Source organism: Trinickia sp. HAY1-2D (assembly GCF_056754935.1).
Genome location: NZ_JBPGWX010000002.1, coordinates 3690533 through 3710991 on the forward strand (window position 1 = coordinate 3690533; position 20459 = coordinate 3710991).

Genomic DNA, 20459 nt, shown 5'->3' on the forward strand with positions numbered 1-20459 from the left:
CGCTTACCCTCGTGCAGCCTATCAGTTTTGCGTGCGCAGAACTGATGCCAATGCACAGGCTCATTTTCCGTATCTCACAGTTTGGTAACTCGCGAGCGAACGCCCTTGCGCGGCCGATGGGCTCTGTGGACACAAGCATCTTCGAAACCCGCCGATGTCCGACGAACGCCAAAAGCAGCTCTAGCGCATCGGTTCGGGGCCGCGTCCCCACTGCATCGAGTCCGGTGCTGCCATTGCGGCATCGTCCGCTCTTGCTGCACTAGCAAATCAGCTCGCCGCAATCGTAGTCGAACCGATAAGCACGCCGGTCGAAGTCCACCGCTTCGATGTAGTTGTTACGCAATCGGAAACCTTCCGAGAACACGTCTGCGCCTGACGCTGACCACACCGGTTTGCCATCGGACGTGAGCCGCATAATCTGTAGCTCGCCGTGAGAGAAAATCGCCTCTCGGCTCTCGTCCCAGTAGACGCCGAAACAAGTCGCATCGTCCACGCGCGTTGCCCACAGCAACGAATGAGGGCCATTGAGAGAAATGCACACTACGTGGTCACCGACTGCCAGGAAGAGGCGTTCTGAAGCTGCAGCGGCGGAACGCGGATGGACGGCCGAGCAGCCCCCCGCTGCGCCAATTGCGAAGATGTAGTTTCCATTAAGCTCCACGCCGTGAACCGATGTTGGTGGGCTCTCGGCGAAGGATACGTACCGCTCATACCTACGCACATTGTCTCGGGCGCCGGCGCAGTACGTCGGTTCGTCGAAAACTCGTACGAGGCCGTAAGGCGTCGACAGTTCTATTGGCATAGCCGCATGTGTGCGTCACTTGAATGTGGTCGGGGCGAACGGCCCTGGCCGCCATATGCTCACAGTAAGACCGAATGCAACATTCAATAGAATAAGGGCTCCCAGCGCTAGCGGCCATACCATCGGAGGTTGTTCCCAACGGGTGACGATTGCGGTTTCCGGGGATGACTTTATCAGTCGCACTTGCAGTTTGAGCTTCAGCAACGCGTCGCGATTGTAGCGGCCGTCCTTGTCTCGAATAAGTCGTTCGTACTGGCGCCCGGCGTACGAGTATCCGACGAGAGGGCTTAGATTGCCGTTTGAACCCGGCTCCAGCCGCAGGACATGCCCTTCGACCACGGTCGAGCCATTTCCGAACGCTTTTGATGTCAGATATGCGTTCACCGCTCCATAGGTCCAGCCCGCCGCGATGATGCATGTGACGGCGGCCCTGAAGCAACGTACCGCAATCGAATCGGGTCTTTCATTCCACACGGCACACCCCGAAGTTCACGCCCCACCAGTGGCCACGGTCACGAGCATTTTTGCCACTCAAGCCCAACCCGCCGATATAAGTCCGGCGGCAAGCGATGGTCCCCGCCTTGGACTCTTCGGATGACCTCGCGAAGCTCCGCGACACCGTCCGCCGATGAGGCGTCACAGAACGCTAGAACGTCCCGCGCCGGCGCGGCCACCATGAAAGTGTCCTGCACCAAGTGAGCATACCAATGCATCCACATCGCATGAACCGTCAGAAGGCTGGCTTCAAAATTTCCGCCCATCAGCGCGACGTAGATAGGGCCGTACTCGCGCACAGTTAGCTTTTCTTCGGCGAGGCGCTCTAGGTTGGCGACTGCGATGCCATGCAGTTCGTCGGTCGACACACCTTCCTGCTCAAGATGTCTGTGCTGGACGAACCGGAACTGGTCGCCAGCGTCGACGACATATGTCAACAGTAAGTCTTCGTTGATGCTTCGCAAAACAGGGGAATCGGCATTGGAAAGCGACTGTGCCGGTTCCTCGTCCTTCATCACCGGCTTCAGATAAGCGACGGCTCGTTGGCAAAACGACGATGTCGAACCCAAGTGCTTCTCCGCTTATTCTTGAAGGCCCGCGACGCAGGCGCGGATGGCATTGGCATACTGAGGCTGCTCAAGGTCGAGCCCCGCACAAGCAAGAGCCACGAGAAGGTGTTCGATGCCCTCGATTACGCCGACAACCCTGGCCGTCTCTACCATGCTGTCGTATGTCGGAAGCTCGCGTGCCAACTCGGATTCGATGTTCACCACGCCATCGTCGATGCTGATTTCGATGTCGAACGGCAAAGAGAATGTTCTATTTTCCATTGTCCTGTTCCCATGGCAAGGACCAAAGCGCCAGCGCCCGGCTTCGGCGCCTCGAAAACCGTGGTCGCGACCTCATGGCGGACGTGAACCGACGTTGTGTTGGCCGTTGACGTACATAGTATCCGGCCAACGGTTTGAACGCGAACTCGCTCACGGCGCTTTGCTGCGCGCGCGCCCACTGAGCCGCCCTCCATCCCTGCAGAAGGCGAAATAGGCGAAGCCAAAAAAGTAAAAGACCATCCAATGCCCAGAAAATCCGCGAATCACCCGAGCCCGAAGTGAGGTGTACTCGGCGGAGCTCAAAGCTCGAACGATTCTTCCGTGGTTCTCAATTACGTACTGCCCCGTCTTGATGGCCGGCGTCCCGGCCATGCTTGAGAACGACATATAGAAATTGATGAGCGCGTAGGCGAAGAGCACGCCCGCAAGAACCTTTACCCAGCCAGGAAACGCCTGGCGCAATTCTGCCAGCGCTGGCCTAGCTCCGAATCGCTTGCGCGCTAATAAGACGGCAGGGGCGAACACGATGAATACACCCACATGCAAGGCCCACACGAACGGGACTAGGCTCATGACGTCGACGCCGAACAGAGAGGCGACATGGACCGCGAGCGAGAGTGCGAGCCCGATAGCTGCGATGGAAGCCATGAAATGGTTCATTTGATGCACCTTCCACTGCGAGACCCATTGCCACCGGCCCAGTGCGCCACAGACAGTCCGCTAGCCGAACGGCGCTCCACGGCTTCCGGCCGCTGCTCGTCGCAGTCGCTCGAGCCTGCCATGGCTCTGGACCCTCGAATGCGGTCAATCCAGACCTTCAGACGCGGCGCATATACGCCGCTTAGATAGTCGACATCGAGAACAACGAAGTCACCCTTCGGGAATGGTGGCCATTGGTTCTGAACTGCGAACCGAAGCATGCTCGCAGCGGATTTGACCTCACGCCGGTTCAATTTGCCGCCTTTTGCGTAGTCGGCGGTGGTCCCGCGAACGAACAGCAGAACATAAGCACGGTGCCCACCCCGACCTATGAAAACCTCGAGGTCCCTGGTGTCAAGGACCACCGCCCATGGCACGCTGATGAGACCGAAGTACTCCAGGCAATCGTCTCCCAGACGCAGTGCAGGCCGTGCCCATGGAAGACCGCTTCCGAATCGCAGGATGCGACTCAGATTGCGACCAGCCACCACGGCACCCAAGGCGGCCCCGGAAGCGAAAGGGGCGAATGCCGCCGCTGCGAGAGCGAGACGCGCGGCCCCATGGACAAATAGCATATAGACCATGGCACCCGCAGCACCGAAGAGGGCCGTTGCAAAGCACGCGAGGAGTGTTAGTGCCGTCTTCTTCGCATAGACCTCGCGAACAGGCTCCTCTGACGCCCATAGGTCCCGCGTCGCCTCGAGCTTCGCTCGCCGACGCATTCTAGCCTCGAGCCCCGCCCAGTTGATAGCGATGGCTATCAGCACGAATGCAACGAACTCCACGGGAATATGGCAAACAGAGGTTGATGGACCTGAGGTCGTTACACCTCAGGGTCAAACAACGAAGCGAGCACCGGGTAAGCGTTCGCATCCATGGCCGCGCAGCCAAGCTTACGCAGCACGTTATGGTGTCGGTTGTTGAGCCAACAGTCAGCGCCCGCGTCGCGCAGGATGAGGCGAAACGCGCGCGCGTCGCCGCGGCTTGCGAACAGTTGGTCCATGTACCTGTCGGCGTCCAATCGCCCGGCCTCCGCGGCAGCTGCCAGGCTGTCCATCACCCACACCAGCGCCGGATTGTGAGGCATTGCAAGCAAGTCCCTGACTCGAATTGGCGTCAGCATCTTGCTCTCATGATTCCAACCACCGAATTCGAGGCACGCGCTCGCGGTGCGCTTTCCCTCTTCGGTCTCAAACAGTAGCGGAGTAACGGTGGGAATATATGCGTTGATTGTTGCCATCGTGCCCTCGGAACTGCTGTTTTCATTATGTCCGTCAGCGATTAAGACGGGCCTTACGGATTAACGGCATCTCCAACCAAAGCTTTAGACTATCGGGCGACTTGCGAGCGCTGCGCTGCGGCTACACGGTAGCCGAGTCATCGGCCATAATCCTACAATCAAGACCCGGGGACCAAATCTTAATGAGCTACGACCTCTTCTTTACGTTGCCAGCCGACGCCACCCAGGATGACATCGGAGCATACTTTCGGCAGCGCAGGCACTACAGGGTCGACGGCGGCGCCACATACGAGAATCCTGATACCGGCGTCTACTTCTCTTTCGCTGTGGACCAAGGCGAGGCATCAGTTGAGAAGAATGGACGCCTCCACCGGCGTATCGCGTTCAACCTCAACTATTTTCGCCCACACATCTTTGGTCTCGAAGCCGAGCCGGAAGTATCGGCGTTTGTCGAGCGATTCAATCCGATGATTGAAGACCCACAGGTCCAAGGGATGGCGAATGGCCCTTACTCGAAGGAAGCGTTTCTCCGCGGCTGGAACTGCGGAAACGAAGTCGCGTACCGAAGCATTATCCAGTCGCACGGCAAGTCCAACACTTTCCTTACGATGCCAGAGGCGGCCGTCGAAGGCGCATGGCGCTGGAATCGCGCAGTCCCCAAAATGCAGGCAGCGCATGGGGAGTCGCTCTTTGTGCCCAAAATCATGATGCTGAACGTTGATGGGCAAGCAAAGTCGTCGGTGGTGTGGGGCGACGGCATCCCCACCTTGCTTCCAGAGGTGGACATCGTTTTCGTTTATCGCGACGAACTCGCTCCGAAGCCGCTGTTTGGTCCGAGGACGAAAGACCATTGCCTTGTCACGCACAGCCAGCTCGACGGCATCTTAGAGCCGCTTTCCGAAAGGGGCTATCCGCTGCTAGTGCGAACGCCGACGTACGTCGAGACGCCGGAGGTCGTGAGCAAGTTTGTTCGCAAGCTCCCGAAATACACCGGCGCGCTTGAGAGGGTGACGATAGACCGGGTGCTCAGCCGGGAACTGTTCGAAGAAAGCCGGTAATGCACTACCTTAATATGCGGACCAAGACCTTCGACGTTGCAGCCTCTCCGAAAGCTCCGTTAAGAAGACCGACATCAAAATTTGCGACGTGGGCTATCTTGGCCGTCTTCATCGGGCATCTGCTGCCGTCGGCATGGGCGCAATCGTCACCAAACGACATGCACGGTATCGCAGTTCCGCTAGACCTATGTAATGAGCTTCCGTTCGATGAGCATGTGCGGGCCGACGCTAATTTTCAAGCAATGCAGGTTGCCATCTCGAAGGACGCGTCGTTTCCGGATTGGGCGCGCCGAAGGCTGGCGTGGTCCTGCAGTCCAAGCGATATCGTCTGGGCGAATCTCGAGTGGTGGATAACGAGTAGCACGTTGGATATACCACCCTATGAGAGTGCAGAGCATCGCCAGCACTTGGTCGTCATGTTCAGCCCTGATTTTCGGCGCTGGACAGGCATGGTCGAGTACATTGACTACGTAGCCGGCACAGGGTGGAGACTCACGCGAAGGACTTGGCTTAACGACACGCCGCCGGCATGGAGGCAAGTGCTTATGACCAAAACTTTGGACCCACACGTGTATGAACTGCCATTTGCATCCCCGTGAGGCCGATGATGACGAGCACCGTGGGTTTTGATGGACAGCTTGAACGTGTCAGCGACGAATGGTGGTCGCTTACGCGACGCTGGGGCGCAACGGTACGTTCGCCAACAGCCACGCAACTGCGGGAAGCGCTAGAAGAACTTTTCTCGTCCCGGGACCCGGAGCACCCGAACACGTGGCTGTGCTTTGGCCGAAACGGAGGCGGGATGTTCGTGGTCGACGTCTACGAGGACGGCACAATCCATTTTGATGAATGGGCAGATACGGACTATGAGCGCAAACTTGCCCCAACACGCTGTATAACGCGGGCAACGCTCCCCATGGCTCTGGAGTTGTGGCGGGCCCTGCGCCTAGGCGATGTGCCGGCGCTTCGCACCGCGGGGTGGTCGTAACCGCCATGGAGCGTTCGCGGTCGTGACGCAAGAAACGGCTAGCCGCGTTCTTCATGTAATAGGCCGAAATTCCTCAGTAACATGTAACGAATCAGCAGCGCGGGAATTCCGCCCGTCCCCTGAAGGAGTCGTTACATGTCGCTGTCATCTACTCAGCTCGGCGTCATCGGGGAGAACCTGCTAGTCAACGCGGTCATGAAGGCAATCGATGGGCGCCTTTCTCCGTTCAGACCGATTGCGGACGACGATGGCTTGGACGTGCTGTTCTTCGACAAAACACGGGCAACTCCGTTGCGATGCAACTCAAGTGTCGCACCGTCACCACGCGCAAGCGCAACTCCGCCGAACGAGGGAACGTCGCGTACTTCCAAGTCCGAAAGGCGACGTTCACGATGCCCGGCGGGCGTATTTGCTTGCAGCGCTTTTCAACCCGGAGCTTACGGAATTCGTGGCCACCTGGTTCGTAAGCGATCAATCGTCGACGCCCTGTTCCTGCGAGGCTAGGGCGGCGACGATTATGTCCACTTGAACGAGGAAGTGGACGCAATGACAGAGCACAGCAACGATCTGAAGTCACGCCTGGTGACAGGCTTTGAACGCGACGGGCGGCGCCGGCGTTTTGATCCGCAGGCCAAGCTGGAATTGGTTCAGGCATGCATGCAACCGGGTGTGTCGGTTGCGAGGATGGCGCTGGATCATGCGGTGAACGCGAACCTGCTACGCAAGTGGATCAGAGACTACGAGCGTGAGCGCAGCGGCGCTGGGGCGAGCAAGGCGTTCAAGCGCCAAGCTCCGGCGTTCGTTCCCGTGGTTCCGATCGGCGAGATCGAGGCCCCTGTCACTGACGTTTGTCGGCGATCGCCTCGTATGGGGATTGGGCAATCACGCGATGGCCTCACGCCGTCGTCGCAGCTCGTTGCGCAGTTGCCCAATGGGGTGACGCTCAAGCTCGATTGCAACGAGCGCGAGCTCGCGTTGATGTCGACGATGATCAAGACGCTGGTGCGCTGCCATGTTCCGGCTCGACCCTGAGTTGAAGGTCTACGTGCATCGCGACGCGGTGGACTTCCGCAAGAACATTACCGGCATGGCGGCCTTGGTCGAGCAAGCGCTCGGACTCGATCCATTCGCCCGGGCGGTGTACGTGTTCCGTAATAAGCGCGCCGATCGCATCAAGCTGCTGCTATGGGAGCGCAACGGATTCTGGCTCTTGATGAACTATCTGGCTTCATACTACAACTCCTTCAGTTGAATTGGAGCGTTTTGATCCGCTGTCGCTCGAGCAGCTGCTACTCGGTCGGTAAGTCGATCCCATCGACTGCTATGCTTCACTGGTGGGTTCGAATCGGGGACGTCGTAGAGAAACGCGTAATCGTTGTAGGCGTGTCTGATGACGAGACCGTACTCCACCCACCTCATGAGCGTTGCGACGTGGATTCCGAGACGTGTAGCGGCTTCGGATCTCGTCAACATGCCACGATCTCGCAGTCTGTCGCGACGCGATCGGAGTCCGTTTCGCTGAGCGATGTACGAGACGCGCAACGCGGTGAATCGAATGTTGCCCTTACCTGGTCGGACGCAACCGCCCGGGCGGATACCTTGATCGTTGAGGATTTCCGCAATCTCTGGACATGTGTGGCTATCCAGAAGCTTGTCGATAAGCGCCAGGACCTCCGGCCGGGTCTTGACCTGTTGTGCCGAGGATTTGGGATTCTGTGCCGTGAGCGTTTCAGTCTTGCCTGCCTTGAAACGAACGTGAATCTTGGTTGTTCCTTCGTCTGGAAGTTTGACCAGCGTGACGTCCTCGATGATGTAGGCGAGCAATCGCTTACGCTCCCGATTCGCCAAGGACTGGTCTCTCCAAAGCGTGTTGAAGTCAGCCGTCATGACGACGAGCCGGTCGCGGATCGCATCGTCGAGCACAAGACGCTCCTGCTGCTGACTGCGCTCCCTTTGTTCCCTGGCGTCGGCCAATGCACGCAACTTGTCGTTCCATTCCTGCTCGAGGGTGTCGGCAACCAGACGGTTGTTCGGGTCCACTAGCATGAAACGCCGTTGCGCAAGATCTGCGTCGAACTGGGCGCGTTCGATGGCGCGCAGGCGTAACTGGTCGGCTTCATCGTGGCGCGCTTCGATCTCCCTGCGAATCTCCCATGCCAGCTCGACTGCGGCCGGAGTCATCGAGGCGACAACTAATGCACCAACCGCCTCATCGATCGGGGCTCCAGCAATCGACTGGCAACAAGGCTCTCCGCGGGTGCCTTGGGCGCGATCGCAGATATACCACGCCTCCTGTCGTCCGCGTCGCGTGGCATACCGGAGCCGCAAGTGCCTGCCGCAACGTCCACAGATGGCACGTCCCTGCAGTAATGCCGCTCCCTCGCGAGGCGGCGACGATCGCGCAACTTCATACCCACGACCATTCGTTTCGAGAACCTTGAGGTTCTGCTGAAACTGTTCCCAGGTGATGTATCCGGGATGGGCGTCAGGGATACAGGCAAGCCAGTCATCGCGATCACGTCGTCGAGGCACCTTCCGCCCGTCGGCAATTCTCCGATACTGCCGTCGGCCATAGGCGTAAGCACCTGCATAGCGCGGATTGTTCAGCATCCGAAGTGCCGTCGACGCGGAAAGGTGCTGGAAAGTGACGAACTTCTCATTGTGCGTGCGGGACGGGAAGAGAAGGCCTTCATTCTTGAAGACCTTGACCGTCTGACTGGCGGAGCCGACCCGCCAGAACGTCTCGAAGAAGTACGCGATGGTCTCTCTGACCTGGGAGTCCGGATCAAGCACTACGTTGCCGAGTTCGTCATATACAAAGCCTGTTGGTAGCAGACAGCGATACTCGCCGCGGTTGACCTTGTTCAAGATTCCGCCGCGTAGTCGTGCTTTGAGAACATGCAGTTCGGCTTCACTCATTGTTCCTTTGAGTCCAAGCAGGAGCCGATCGTTAAAGGTCGCCGGATCGTAGACTCCGTCCTCGTCAAGGATGAGCGTATCCGCAAGCGCGCAGATTTCCAGCAGCCGATGCCAGTCGGCATTGTTTCTCGCCAGGCGTGAGACCTCCAGGCCCATGACGATGCCCGCGCGTCCCATGCCAACATCCGTAACCAACCGTTGAAACCCTTCGCGCCAGGACGCCGATGCTCCGGACTCTCCCTGGTCGCTATCGATCGTGACGATTTGCTCGTCGCGCCAACCGAGCGCGGTTGCGCGCCCACGCAGGGCGTATTGCCGCTTCGTGCTCTCGACGTTCTCGACGACTTGCCGCATCGACGACTGCCGGACGTAAAGGTAAGCGCTCCGTTCGAGGTGGTGAGGTTGAACTTTAAGCGATGCGTTCATGGTGTTCTCCGTTCGTTGAGCGTCACAGCCATGCCTGCTAGTGCATAGATGATGCTCTGGCGCTCGAAGGACTGTACGTACGGCGAGGACCGGGTAACGACCGGATCCAGCGGAGCACACGTTGGGACCATCATGCGTGCCCACGCCCACATGCCTCGAGCAAGAAGGACGCTGAGTCCGCGACGCGCTTCTGGAGGCAGGGCCTCGCCAAGCACAGCGGAACGCAGCACTTCGTATTGCGCAGCGATTGCAGATGAAACTACCAACGGCCAAGCATCGGATCGCGCTATTCCGCCGTTTTTTTTACACCGAGGGCACGCTCGATCGTTCTCGGATGTACATCAAGACCAAATTCCTTTCGAACCAGCTGTGCCAGTTCGCGTGCTCGAATCGGCTCTCCGGGCGTGAACTGCGATTTGAGAAAGGCCAACACGTCACCCTGTATCTTGTGTGGACCGCGCGGTCCTCGCTTCCTCGGAACCAACCCCGCGATCCCGCCTTGCTCAAAGTCCGTCCGCGCCTGGTAGAAGGTTGGTCGCGAAACACCGTATTCGTCGGCGATCTCGGTGACCGACGCCTTCTCGACGGAGACGCGGCGCAACATCTCGTACTTGACCTGCACAGCGTCGCGGGGATCGAAGAATCCGCCTTCGCAGAACTTCGGATCACGAACGCTCTCCGGTGCCGGATTCAGCGTGCCGTCCTCCGCGAGAACATCGGTCTTCGAGCGCCTGCGTTCATTCGTTGGCACGTTTGCTCCGGGGGCTGCTTCCATTTGTAATTAAATTATGCCGCACAATGAACCTTGTCAAGCTGTCTTCACGGCCGTGTTCGCTTATAATTTGCGTAGATTGTGCGCATGCGCCGACAGAAGACCAGAGATTGCGGCGTTAATTATTTTACACATGCGACATAATTCGCTTTACAACGACGAGGAGATCTCAGCGTCCCTGCGCGAAGAGAGGCGTCTCACGAGAAATGCAAGCTCCATCAGATCCGCGACTGTGAACAGTGCGCGCTGTTGCCCTATCGTGACTTCGGGCTCGGGCTCAGTCATATCCGTCCACCTCGGAGGTACCGAGCACACCGACTTGTCGTCGATGCGCAGCAAGAGACGCTTGCCAGAGCGGTTATAGCGCTCGCCGACGCAGACGAGTTGCCGGCCACTGAAGGGATGGAAGGGATGAGTTATGCGGACAAGCCGTGTCGAGGGAGCGACAAGGCCTGCATTCCGAGGTATGTTACAAGCGGCTGGAAGCAGATCGTTTCGTCTGGCCACGCGAGGCTGCTGACATTCTCGAACTGAGCGTTGAGCAGTTGCACTGGCTGCTGGACGGCATTGATCTGACCGCCATGCGCAAACATCCGGCGCGGCACTACGTGCGCGTCAACTAGGAGCGGCGCATGGTTGCGCGACAGCAACATACAGGTCGAGATCGGCACGGTGACGTAAACCTATGGCGAGACGAAACCCGCTATGGTTACGGGATGACACGCGCTCTGCTACCTGCCTCGATCACCGCCGAAGAACTCGCCGCGCTCATCGCCGAGCGCGACGCGATGCTTGCTGAGCGCGACGCACTGCGTGGCGAACTGCGCGTGACGAAGGTCGAGCGCGATTTGCTCAAGGAGCAGCTCAAAGCCTATGAGCGGCGACTGTTTGGCGCCAAGAGCGAAGCACGCAGCGCCGATCAACGCGACTTGTTCTTGAACGAGGCGGAAGCCTTGGCGCCGACGGCGGCCACATTGCCGGCGCAAGAGGAAGATGAAACTCAAACGCAGGTAGCCGGCCACGCGCGCAAGAAGCCCGGGCGCAAACCGCTCGATCCGGCCTTGCCGCGCGAAGTCGTTCGCTACGAACTGCCGGAATCGGAGCGCGTGTGCCCTCACGACGGCTCGGTGCTCGTCGAGATCGGCGTGGAAGTGAGCGAACAACTGGACATCATCCCGCAGCAAGTGCGGGTGATTCGGCACGAACGTGTGAAGTACGCATGCCCGCGCTGCGACGAGAGCCTGAAGGTCACGCCGGCACGCTCACGCGTCATCCCGAAGGGCCTCTTTACAGAAGCCGCGCTCGCGTGGTTCGTGGTTTCCAAGTATATGGACGGTTTGCCGCTGTATCGCATCGCCGCGTTGCTCAAGCGCTTCGGAGGCGACATCTCGCGCAATACGCTGGCCGCAAGCGTGGTGCGAGTGGGCGAAGCCGTGCAGCCGGTAATCAACCTGATGCGGGATCACCTGCTCGATAGCGATATCGTGTTCGCCGACGAAACGACGGTACAGGTTCTCAAGGAGCCAGGAAGAGCGCCACAAACCAAGAGCTATATGTGGGTGCAGATGAACGGCAGCGGGCCACCGGTGAGACTGTTTGGCTACGCGCCGGGGCGCGGCAAACAACACGGCAGCGATCTGTGGGCCGGCATTCGCCGTGGCGCCGTGTTTATGACGGATGGCTACGAGCCGTACAACGCGATCGCCGATGCCAATGGCCTCGTGCACCTTGGATGTTGGGTGCATGCCAGGCGGTACTTCGTGGAAGCTGAGGACGTATTGCCTAAGAAGGCACGCGGCCCTCATCAACCGACCACGCAGTTCATCACGCTGATCGGCAAGCTGTACGCGGCGGAGTCGCACGCAGATAAGAAGCCGCATCGCCGGGCTCGCCTTCGCCGGCGCTACAGCCGTGCGGTGCTTGCGCGAATCAAGGCGTTGCTCGATGAGTATCTAGCGATGACGGCACCCAGCGGCCTGCTAGGCAAGGCCCTGAATTACCTCGCCGGACAATGGCCGAAGCTGAACCGCTACATCGAAAACGAAACGTGGCCGATCGACAATAACCCCTGCGAGAACGCGATTCGCCCATTCGTGGTGGGGCGCCGTGCGTGGCTGTTCGCCGATACGACCGGCGGAGCGAAGGCGAGCGCCAACCTCTATTCGCTCGTCGAGACGTGCAAAGCCAACGGCGTCGACGCCTATCGCTATCTGACCGAGTTGTTCAAGGCATTGTCCTACGCACGAAGCGCAGACGATTACGAGGCGCTGTTGCCATGGAAGCTGGGCCAGCGTACGGATAGCACCGCGGCCTAATAGCCGTCAGCGTGCAAGGGCGTGGTTAATCGACCGCTTACGTTGTAGTTGACGCCAGACAGGGCGTCAGAGAGGCGCTTACTGGATGTCGCACTGATGGGAGCCTGTCAGAATTTTAGTGTGCCGAGGTCATGAGACGATAACGGAAATTACGTCCTATGACCGAAGCAACCGTGACCAAGAAGAGCAAGAACCCGAAGGCGCCGAAGCTGTTCCCTGACGAACTGGTCGATCAACTGCTGGCGCAGATTCAGAACAAGGATGCCGAGTCGGTTCTCGGCGAATCGGGCCTGGCCGGGCAACTGAAGAAGCGACTGGCTGAGCGCATGCTGGCAGCGGAGCTCACGCATCACCTGGAGAACGAGGCTGAGCAAGGCAAGGCCGGCAACCACCGCAACGGTACGAGCCCCAAGACGGTCCTCACGCCCAACGGCGAACTGAATCTGGACATTCCGCGCTATCGGCAGGCGACGTTCGAGCCGCAGCTAGTGGGCAAATATCAACGCCGGCTGCCAGGCTTTGATGACCACGTCATCAGCATGTACGCGCGCGGCATGAGCGTGCGCGAGATCCAAGGCCATTTGCTGGAGCTATATGGCCTACAGGTGTCGCCCGACCTGATTTCGACCGTCACCGATGAGGTGCTGGCCGAAGTCGAACAGTGGCAGCAACGCCCCCTCGAAGCGATGTATCCGATCGTGTATTTCGACGCACTTCGGCTGAAGATTCGCGACGAAGGCACGGTCAAGAACAAGGCGGTGTACCTCGCGCTGGGCATTCGGGCCGACGGCCGTAAGGAAGTGCTGGGTTTGTGGATCGAGCAAACCGAAGGCGCCAAGTTCTGGCTGAAGGTCTTCAACGAACTGAAGAACCGCGGCTTGCACGACATCCTGATCGCCGTCGTCGATGGCTTGCGCGGTTTCCCCGAGGCGATCGAAGCGGTGTATCCGGCCGCCCAGATCCAGACATGCATCGTGCACCTGATCCGCAATTCGCTGAATCTGGCGAGCTGGAAGGACCGTAAGCCGTTGGCTGCGGCGCTCAAGCCGATCTATCAGGCCGCCACCGCCGAAGCCGCTGAGGCGGCGCTGCAAGCCTTCTCGCAAAGCGAATGGGGCAAGAAATTCCCAACGGTCGCCGCGATGTGGCAGCGCCAATGGGAACAAGTCATCCCATTCTTCGCCTATCCGCCGGAAGTACGCAAAATCATATACACGACCAACGCGATCGAGAGCATGCACATGCAGTTGCGTAAGATCGTCAAGAACCGCGGTCACTTCCCAAGCGACGAAGCCGCAAGCAAACTGCTGTACCTGGCCTTGCGCAACATCGAAAAGGATTGGAAGATGCCACCGATCACTTGGCGGCAAGCAGTCAATCAGTTCGCCATCCTGTTCGGCGAGCGATTCACCGCCGCCATCAGCTGAGATTTTTAACCGACCTCAGCACACAAACTTTCTGACACCTCCACTGATGGCCGTCGGAAGAGCGCCAACCCGGGCGTTGCTCAGCCCGGGCGCATCTTGCCACTTACGCTACGCGGCTGTCGTCCCAGTCGTCATCGTCACCGAACCCATTGTTCAGGTCGCCGAGCGGCGGCAATGGTTCGCCGTATTCGTCGAGGTGGCCGTAGCGGTCCTCGTCGTCGGCCCTGTTCTCAGCATCTATGCTTGGCGCCGCCTCATAGACATCGGCTATGACCGATGAAACGGGTTTACCGCTCTCTCGAGCGAGCTGCGCCACAGCATCCTCAGCCTCTTGCGATAGCTCGTTGTCCGTCGCCAGCCAGCCATTCTCGTGCATGTTGCAGATTTCGCTCACACGCTCGCGATACTGGAAGCTCGCGGCGAAATCATTTGGTGTCACGTGCATATTTTTTTCGTCACCAGTGGCAGCTTCGGGCACGGTTTTTTTTGCATCGTCAGGCAGTTCAGCCATTTTCTGCTCCTTTAGATGAGTTCTTCGGGTGCAACAAACACGTGTTGCCGAACCGGCTTCAAGCTGTCCGGCAACCAAGAAAAGCGAGAAAGTTGCGAGCCAGGGGCTTCAACTGCTCCTGGTCCATACAGCGGCTAGTCGGATTTTTCCGAGCTGTGGGCGCGGCGAAGACCTTGTTCGTAGGCGTAACTTACCCGCTCCACCAGCTCTCGAGAGAACTCGAGCTCGACGAGCAGACGGTCCAACGGAAGCGAGTAGCGCGCGCCAAGCTCGCCTGCTACAGATGCACCTGCCATACGGCTCGCGCGCTGCACGGATGCCGAAATGCACTGGCCCGCGACAAATCCGACGACATAGTCTTGTTTGTAACGTGACATCTCATATGCGTCAGGGGCCTCGGCAGCATCCAGCCCCACCTCGAAACCGACTTCGACCAGCGTTTTGGCCTCGTTAGATTGTTGGCTCATGGCTACGCGTCCTCCTTGCCCGCGCCGCCGTCACGGGCAGCATCGGTTTCCATGCGCGCCTTTTCACTGGCGAGGTTGGCTTCAGCCACGGCCGCGGCGAGCTCGCGCTCGGCGTTGGGATTCTGTTCGGCGATGCGACGGTAGCGCAGCGATTTTTCCGTGTCGGGCGCGACCTTGTGGGAATAGAACCCCGCAGGGTCGTCGCCGTCGCGAACCCCGGAGGGGTCAGAGTAGTAGTGAGAAAGGTACAAGGCCGCTTTCCAGTAACCGCGGTCGGCAGCGCGTTCCAGGATGCGAATGACCTTGCTGACCTGTTTGGGCGGAGCGTCAGCGCCGGCGAGGGTCGCCGCCGCGTCTGCCAGTTCCTCGTAAATTAAATCTGCGTCAGGGTTCCCATCAAAATCCTCTTCGCTCGCCTCCATGACGAGGTCCCACGCCTGCTGGCGATTTTTGCGATTCCAACCGACGGTGAGGAGTCGGGCAAGGCAGGCCTTTGCGAACGGGTCAAAGAGAGAGACTGCGCGAAGAATGCGAAAGCCAACTTCAGCGTTTTCGTCTTCCTTGAGCCGGGCAATGATGTTGCACGCAAACTCTCCCGCTCTCATGCGAATTCTCTCGGCCCAGGCCGGCGCCGCCCAGTGGACGTTCTCGATGATGAGCCGCACCTCTTCCTCGGTCGGAAGACTGGAGGTCTTGCGGCGGAACCCCATCACGAACTCACAATTCCGCTCACAGCCTGTGCCACCGCGCTTTTGAGCCGCGAAGTAGTTTTCGACGTCCAGGTCGGGATTGCGTGCGGAAGGCTGCCACTCTCGAACGAACTGTGCTACGAGCTCTGTGTTCGCCGGGATACCGCGCTCAGTCAAGAACTGTAGCGCTCGCGCATTTTGCTCTATGCGACCAGCGACGAAGCGTTGCTCGTCATCTTCGTCGAGCTGCGAGGGGGGCTCAGCGTTTGTCCAAGAGGTTCTCATCTCGCGCCACGAATCGAGCGCGCACAGAACAAAGGCTGTGAGGTCCTTCGGCGGGATTTTGCCAACCGCGTCGGGAAAAAATTTGAGAAGGAATTCGTTGCAGCGCTCGGCGGCCCGAGTGGGAACTCTTGAATCTTTGAAATACATCATAGCGACCTCAACGGACGTCAACAGTTAAGCTCCGGCACTTTCGCGCGGGAACAAGAGGAATTCGAGTCATCATTGATTCCTGACTCGAGTTGCTCGTAGCTGTTGCGTTGCCCGTAGGGCCGAATGGGACGCACGGCGTTGGAACTCCCTACTACCTTCCACGCCACCCAAAGAGACCGAACAATCCGACGGGGGTCAATGTCGGACGCTTCCGAGTGCTTGGTCTCGGTTACAAATATACGAGACAAGCGTCCGACGGGTCAACAGGTGTTCATGCCTGATACAGTGACGGCCACTCAATCGCAGTATCCAAGCGGCGGGAGCATTTCTTCGCCTGCCTCGCGTGGCGGGGACCACGGTCACTATCTGATTTGGGCTTCGCGCGCGCTGCCGAAGATTGTGCCTGCGAAACACATCGGCATACCAGATGCACGTAGGCACCCTGATGGGAGAGGCACCCCGAACGTCATGCCCAAAGATGGCAGGCCACGCCGAGACGGGCTTGCCCAGTTTTGCCGCGAGGAACGCCGGCCTCTGAGCGGGTGTGGCGGACCGGAAACGGGCGTTGGCCTTTTCAATCTTCACGAGGCGGTCGGCCGTGCGTGGTAGCAGTATCGCGGAAACAAGCCCCCGGTGACGAGGTGGGCTCGGCGGTGAGGTGGCAATCTTCCACAATGCTTCCCCAAATTTCATCAGACGATTCCCACGAAACGGTTGTGTCCGCGTCAAGCCTCACAAGGAACAAACCAAGTGAAGTGCGAAAAAACGCGAAGTTTTCTCCAAGAGTTGTGCTGCCGGCGCACACGACCGAAGCGGCGGGCCGCGCGTAATCAAATCAGTTGTCACGCGTCGCAAGCCATCGAAAAAGACGCTCCGTACAGCGGACCTAAGGTGCTCCGAGGCGCCCCGCTCCAGCAGGACGCACTTGCCCGCGTAACCACACTTGAACTGCTACCCCGGCCTGCTATCTTGAAGCTGTGTAGCAGCCGCGCAGCGCGGCGTGACAGGGGTTCCCGGGCATCTGCCGCGAATCCCTGATTCGCCACCAAATCTCGAAAAGCCTTGTAGATCATCGATCTGCAAGGCTTTTCTCATTTTGGCACCCCGAGAACAACTCCAGAAAACGACACACCTGGAGTTCGAACCCATGCCGTGTGTCCGCCCAAAACGCCACATCCGCCCGCCCCTCGTGGCTGGCTTTGCCCGCGTTCTGACAAAGCCTCACGCTGCTGTCTGGACCGCAACCCGCCGCGAGCCGAGCGGCTCGCTCAAAGCGCCAGTGTCAATGTCTCCCCGGCTGGCTTACTGCAACAAGCCAAGCGGAAGCCCCGCCGTCGCTCCACGCCGGACAAGCCGATGTCCGACGTGGACACGACCTCGCCCTCGAGCAACTGGACGCTGCAGCGCCCGCAAATCCCCATTCGACATTGACTCGGCACGTTCACACCGTTGCTTTCCAGCGTTTCCAGCAACGTGTGGTCATGAGACGCACTAATAAACCGCCCGCTGTTTGCGAGCCGCAGCGTAGCGCAGTTCCCCGCTACATCGCCGGCGTCAGGCCGTGCGTTATCCAAGTACGCCACATCGATGCTCGATCGGTGCTGGTCGAGGATGGTCGCATCGGGAAAGCTGGCTCTGATCTCCGCTTCCCAATCGGATACGAACTTCCCGCTGCCGCACAGCACGACCGCATCGGGCGCCGCCATGCTATTTGCCAGCTCCCGAGGATCCGGACGGCCCGAATTGAGATATGAAATGCCGGCGCGCACGTGCTCCCGCGTAACGAATGTCGCGACCGATAGCCACGGATATTTCGCCTGCAGCGCGAGTAGCTCGGTGAAGTAAATCAGCGCGTCGAACTGCGGCACGCATACGATCAAATGAACGTTCGGCACCTCCGCACCCCGATCCGAGAGCGCTGCCAAACCTCTAACCAAACCCAACGGCAGGGTGATCCCGACTCCTCCGCAGGCCATCAAGAGCTGGCGGTACCGCAATAACGATCCGCTCGTCAGCACTCCGGAGACCTCATCGGCCACCAATATCGAATGCTTTGCGAGCGACTGGTGAATGGATGCGGAAACACCGTGGCCAGGCTGGCGCTTGACAGCGATCTCGATGAGGTCGTCTTCGGGTTTGCCCGCTATCGAGTAGTTTCTCGTCTGGATCTTGTTCGACGCGTCCGGGTACTGCACCAACAGGTGCTTTCCATAGTCGCATTCGTCGTAACGCTCGGGATTCAGCAAGCGCAGCCAGTACGAGTTGACCGAGTTCGACATCCGCACGACATGTTCACACTTGAAATGAAGTGGCCCTTTCATCTACTTCTCTCAGGTTACCGGCACTATTTTTATCGATGCTTTCAATCACGCTGGCGAGTACGCGGAATTGAATTGAAGCCCCAATTTGTCCAACAACGTCATGACGGAATCGCGATAAACCTTGACCTTCCCCACTCGCTCCGAATCGCGAACGATTTCCTCGCGGTGAGGAAACTGCAGCAGCTCGAAGGCGCTGGCCCACGCGCCCAACTCGTTGTCCGCGAACATCTCAACGGTTTGCTGCACGATGTCGGCAAAGAAGGAACGCTCGCTTGCCCTGAGCGACGCCACGATATGTTCCGCAGCGGTGCTGAATACGCCGGAATGCCCCCATTCGTCAATCGCATGGGATCTCGTGACTTCCCGGCACAAGGGTTGGATGTCGGCATCGTCCGAGAGCGTCCTCAGATAGTCTGTGATCAACGTCTCGCTTGCCGCGGCGATTGCGAAGCGCGCAAGCCGGCGCGTGCCTTCCGAACCGCACTCCGAAAGCAATCGTTCACGCCACGTGACGAGATTGAAATCGGTGTAATCCAGCGGAACGAGGTTGCGGTGTCGATAGACGTAGTTGCTGGCACCGATCGACATCTTGGTATGCAAAGCCTCGTCCAGCAGCGCCTCGCTCATCGCCTGCTGCAATTCGTATCTCGCCATCGCGTCCCCGATGGGGCACTTGATCAGGTCCTCGCATGCTGGCGTAACGACGTCGCATTCGATATAGACGGTCTTGAGGTTGTATATTGCCCATCCATACGACAGCACAGCCGATCTAAGTTCGGACGGCGCATCCTGCCATCTCGGATGCTCGCGGAACGGCACGAGAGCCTCCGCGAAATCCACCTTCTCCGGCGCAAAGACGATTGACGTCTGATCCATCAGCCCTTGATTGACCATGGCACGCTCGCGCCACAATCCAGAGAGCCTTCTCAGCGTTTCTTTGACATGACTAAATTCAACGGCGTTTTCTGTAAGCATGCGGCCACTCTGCGAAAGGTAAAGATCCCGGCCGTGCGCCGTAGCGCCGGCCGGTGTTTGTTATTGATTTGAACGATGCAGACTGCTCTGTTCGAAATGCCGAATCAGATCTTGGACGCGCTGACGGGAACCGTCCGCGCGACGCCCCCGGCGCTCCCCCGGCGGAGAATTCCGATCGCGAGGCCCACGATGATCACCACGATCGACACCATTTCCACCGGCTGAACACGTTCACCGATGAGGGCGATCGAGGTCACGATCCCGAACACCGGAATCATCAGGGAGAGCGGCGCGACCGTCGACACGGGATACAACTTCATCAGCGAGTTCCAGCCCCAATACGAAAAATGCGTCGCGAGATAAACCTGGAACACGAGCGAAAACACGGCAACGCTGCCGACGTTGTGCCAGGTCGTCACGAACGGTTGTGCGCCCTCGACTAACCACGCACCGACCAACATCGGGATGGGAGGAAAGAGACTGGCCCAGACCATGAACGAGAAAATCTCTTTCACGCCGGATTTCTTGATGATGACGTTGCCGATACTCCATGCCACCGCACTGAGTACGATCAGCGCAATACCGAATACCTGATGCGCGCCTTGCTGCGCCAGGAAGATGCCAGCCAAGCCGATCAGCACGACAGCGGCACCGATCCATTGCGCCGGGCGCAGGCGTTCGCGAAACAGCAGAGCACCCCAGAACATCGTGAAAAAGGCACTCAGTTGAATGATTAGGGATGCGATTCCCGGTGCAACGCCCGCGGCAATACCGTAGTTAATCGCACCCCACATGCCGACGCCGAATATCAATCCGTAGGCTGCGACGTAGCCGAAATTAACGGAAGGCCGGCGTACGAAAAAGACCAGCGGTATAGCCGCGAGCACGAACCGGATCCCCGTGAGGACGAACGGATCCATCGAATCCAGACCTAGCTTGGTGATAGGGAAGTTGATGCCCCATACGAAGGTGACCAGCAACGCCAGGGCAAGGTGCTTTTTTTCCATGATGGCTCCAGTGCAAGAAATTCGATTGGCGGGCGCGATGGGATCGCTCCCGCCGCGCAGCGGTGCGCCTTCCAGCACACCGC

The 20459-nt window shown here is 59.0% G+C and carries 20 protein-coding genes; 6 read left to right on the top strand and 14 right to left on the bottom strand.

Features of this window, described 5'->3' with window-relative positions:
* Nucleotides 1–259: 259 nt before the first annotated feature.
* From ACR9ZC_RS24210 to ACR9ZC_RS24230, 5 genes are all read right to left on the bottom strand, one after another.
* The gene (locus tag ACR9ZC_RS24210; protein WP_481582203.1) at nt 260–802 is read right to left on the bottom strand and encodes a hypothetical protein; all 543 of its coding nucleotides are present in this window, start codon (nt 800–802) and stop codon (nt 260–262) included.
* Between the two features lie 512 nt (nt 803–1314).
* Nucleotides 1315–1866 (bottom strand): DUF1444 family protein, encoded by a 552-nt coding sequence (locus tag ACR9ZC_RS24215; RefSeq protein ID WP_481582204.1) that lies wholly within the window; start codon nt 1864–1866, stop codon nt 1315–1317.
* A gap of 12 nt (nt 1867–1878) precedes the next feature.
* Nucleotides 1879–2127, bottom strand: coding sequence for a hypothetical protein (locus tag ACR9ZC_RS24220; protein WP_481582205.1), 249 nt, complete (start codon nt 2125–2127; stop codon nt 1879–1881).
* A gap of 150 nt (nt 2128–2277) precedes the next feature.
* Nucleotides 2278–2787 carry a hypothetical protein gene (locus ACR9ZC_RS24225; RefSeq protein WP_481582206.1) on the bottom strand — a complete coding sequence of 170 codons (510 nt, stop codon included), beginning with the start codon at nt 2785–2787 and terminating at the stop codon, nt 2278–2280.
* Nucleotides 2788–3649: 862 nt separating this feature from the next.
* The gene (locus ACR9ZC_RS24230; protein ID WP_481582207.1) at nt 3650–4066 is read right to left on the bottom strand and encodes a hypothetical protein; all 417 of its coding nucleotides are present in this window, start codon (nt 4064–4066) and stop codon (nt 3650–3652) included.
* A gap of 182 nt (nt 4067–4248) precedes the next feature.
* Here ACR9ZC_RS24230 and ACR9ZC_RS24235 point away from each other — a divergent pair, with 182 nt between their 5' ends.
* From ACR9ZC_RS24235 to tnpB (ACR9ZC_RS24245), 3 genes are all read left to right on the top strand, one after another.
* Nucleotides 4249–5124, top strand: coding sequence for a hypothetical protein (locus ACR9ZC_RS24235; protein ID WP_481582208.1), 876 nt, complete (start codon nt 4249–4251; stop codon nt 5122–5124).
* A 1534-nt stretch (nt 5125–6658) separates the two neighbouring features.
* Entirely contained in the window at nt 6659–7144 is a 486-nt protein-coding gene (tnpA, locus tag ACR9ZC_RS24240; protein ID WP_481582209.1) for an IS66-like element accessory protein TnpA, read from the top strand.
* Complete coding sequence (gene tnpB, locus ACR9ZC_RS24245) at nt 7125–7364, top strand: IS66 family insertion sequence element accessory protein TnpB (protein ID WP_481582210.1); 240 nt, start codon at nt 7125–7127, stop codon at nt 7362–7364. The genes tnpA and tnpB (ACR9ZC_RS24245) overlap by 20 nt, the downstream gene beginning before the upstream one ends.
* On the opposite strand, the gene ACR9ZC_RS24250 is transcribed toward tnpB (ACR9ZC_RS24245), so the two are convergent.
* From ACR9ZC_RS24250 to ACR9ZC_RS24260, 3 genes are all read right to left on the bottom strand, one after another.
* Nucleotides 7346–9457, bottom strand: a complete 2112-nt coding sequence (locus ACR9ZC_RS24250; protein WP_481580251.1) for a recombinase family protein — start codon at nt 9455–9457, stop codon at nt 7346–7348. The two genes, tnpB (ACR9ZC_RS24245) and ACR9ZC_RS24250, sit on opposite strands and share 19 nt — an antisense overlap.
* Nucleotides 9458–9743: 286 nt before the next feature.
* A complete protein-coding gene (locus tag ACR9ZC_RS24255) occupies nt 9744–10208 on the bottom strand; it encodes a helix-turn-helix domain-containing protein (protein WP_481580252.1) in 465 nt (154 codons plus the stop codon).
* Nucleotides 10209–10379: 171 nt separating this feature from the next.
* Nucleotides 10380–10736, bottom strand: coding sequence for a DUF5372 family protein (locus tag ACR9ZC_RS24260; RefSeq protein ID WP_481582211.1), 357 nt, complete (start codon nt 10734–10736; stop codon nt 10380–10382).
* Between ACR9ZC_RS24260 and tnpB (ACR9ZC_RS24265) the strand changes: the two genes are divergently transcribed.
* From tnpB (ACR9ZC_RS24265) to ACR9ZC_RS24275, 3 genes are all read left to right on the top strand, one after another.
* Nucleotides 10661–10852: an IS66 family insertion sequence element accessory protein TnpB gene (tnpB, locus tag ACR9ZC_RS24265; protein WP_481582212.1), complete on the top strand. Its 192-nt coding sequence runs from the start codon at nt 10661–10663 to the stop codon at nt 10850–10852. The two genes, ACR9ZC_RS24260 and tnpB (ACR9ZC_RS24265), sit on opposite strands and share 76 nt — an antisense overlap.
* A 93-nt stretch (nt 10853–10945) precedes the next feature.
* Nucleotides 10946–12544, top strand: a complete 1599-nt coding sequence (gene tnpC / locus ACR9ZC_RS24270) for an IS66 family transposase (RefSeq protein ID WP_481582213.1) — start codon at nt 10946–10948, stop codon at nt 12542–12544.
* Between the two features lie 158 nt (nt 12545–12702).
* Nucleotides 12703–13971 (top strand): IS256 family transposase, encoded by a 1269-nt coding sequence (locus tag ACR9ZC_RS24275; RefSeq protein ID WP_481582214.1) that lies wholly within the window; start codon nt 12703–12705, stop codon nt 13969–13971.
* 103 nt (nt 13972–14074) lie between these two features.
* Here the strand turns inward: ACR9ZC_RS24275 and ACR9ZC_RS24280 are convergent, their stop codons facing one another.
* The 6 genes from ACR9ZC_RS24280 to ACR9ZC_RS24305 all read right to left on the bottom strand — a co-directional run bounded on the left by ACR9ZC_RS24280 (nt 14075) and on the right by ACR9ZC_RS24305 (nt 20454).
* On the bottom strand, nt 14075–14482 hold the full coding sequence (locus ACR9ZC_RS24280; protein ID WP_481582215.1) for a hypothetical protein: 408 nt from the start codon (nt 14480–14482) through the stop codon (nt 14075–14077).
* A gap of 134 nt (nt 14483–14616) precedes the next feature.
* Nucleotides 14617–14949, bottom strand: a complete 333-nt coding sequence (locus ACR9ZC_RS24285) for a DUF2623 family protein (protein ID WP_481582216.1) — start codon at nt 14947–14949, stop codon at nt 14617–14619.
* 2 nt (nt 14950–14951) lie between these two features.
* The gene (locus ACR9ZC_RS24290) at nt 14952–16073 is read right to left on the bottom strand and encodes a hypothetical protein (RefSeq protein WP_481582217.1); all 1122 of its coding nucleotides are present in this window, start codon (nt 16071–16073) and stop codon (nt 14952–14954) included.
* A 1268-nt stretch (nt 16074–17341) separates the two neighbouring features.
* A complete protein-coding gene (locus tag ACR9ZC_RS24295; protein ID WP_481582218.1) occupies nt 17342–18394 on the bottom strand; it encodes a 2Fe-2S iron-sulfur cluster-binding protein in 1053 nt (350 codons plus the stop codon).
* Between the two features lie 45 nt (nt 18395–18439).
* Entirely contained in the window at nt 18440–19369 is a 930-nt protein-coding gene (locus ACR9ZC_RS24300) for a diiron oxygenase (protein ID WP_481582219.1), read from the bottom strand.
* Between the two features lie 104 nt (nt 19370–19473).
* Complete coding sequence (locus ACR9ZC_RS24305; RefSeq protein WP_481582220.1) at nt 19474–20454, bottom strand: EamA family transporter; 981 nt, start codon at nt 20452–20454, stop codon at nt 19474–19476.
* Between the last annotated feature and the right edge of the window lie 5 nt (nt 20455–20459).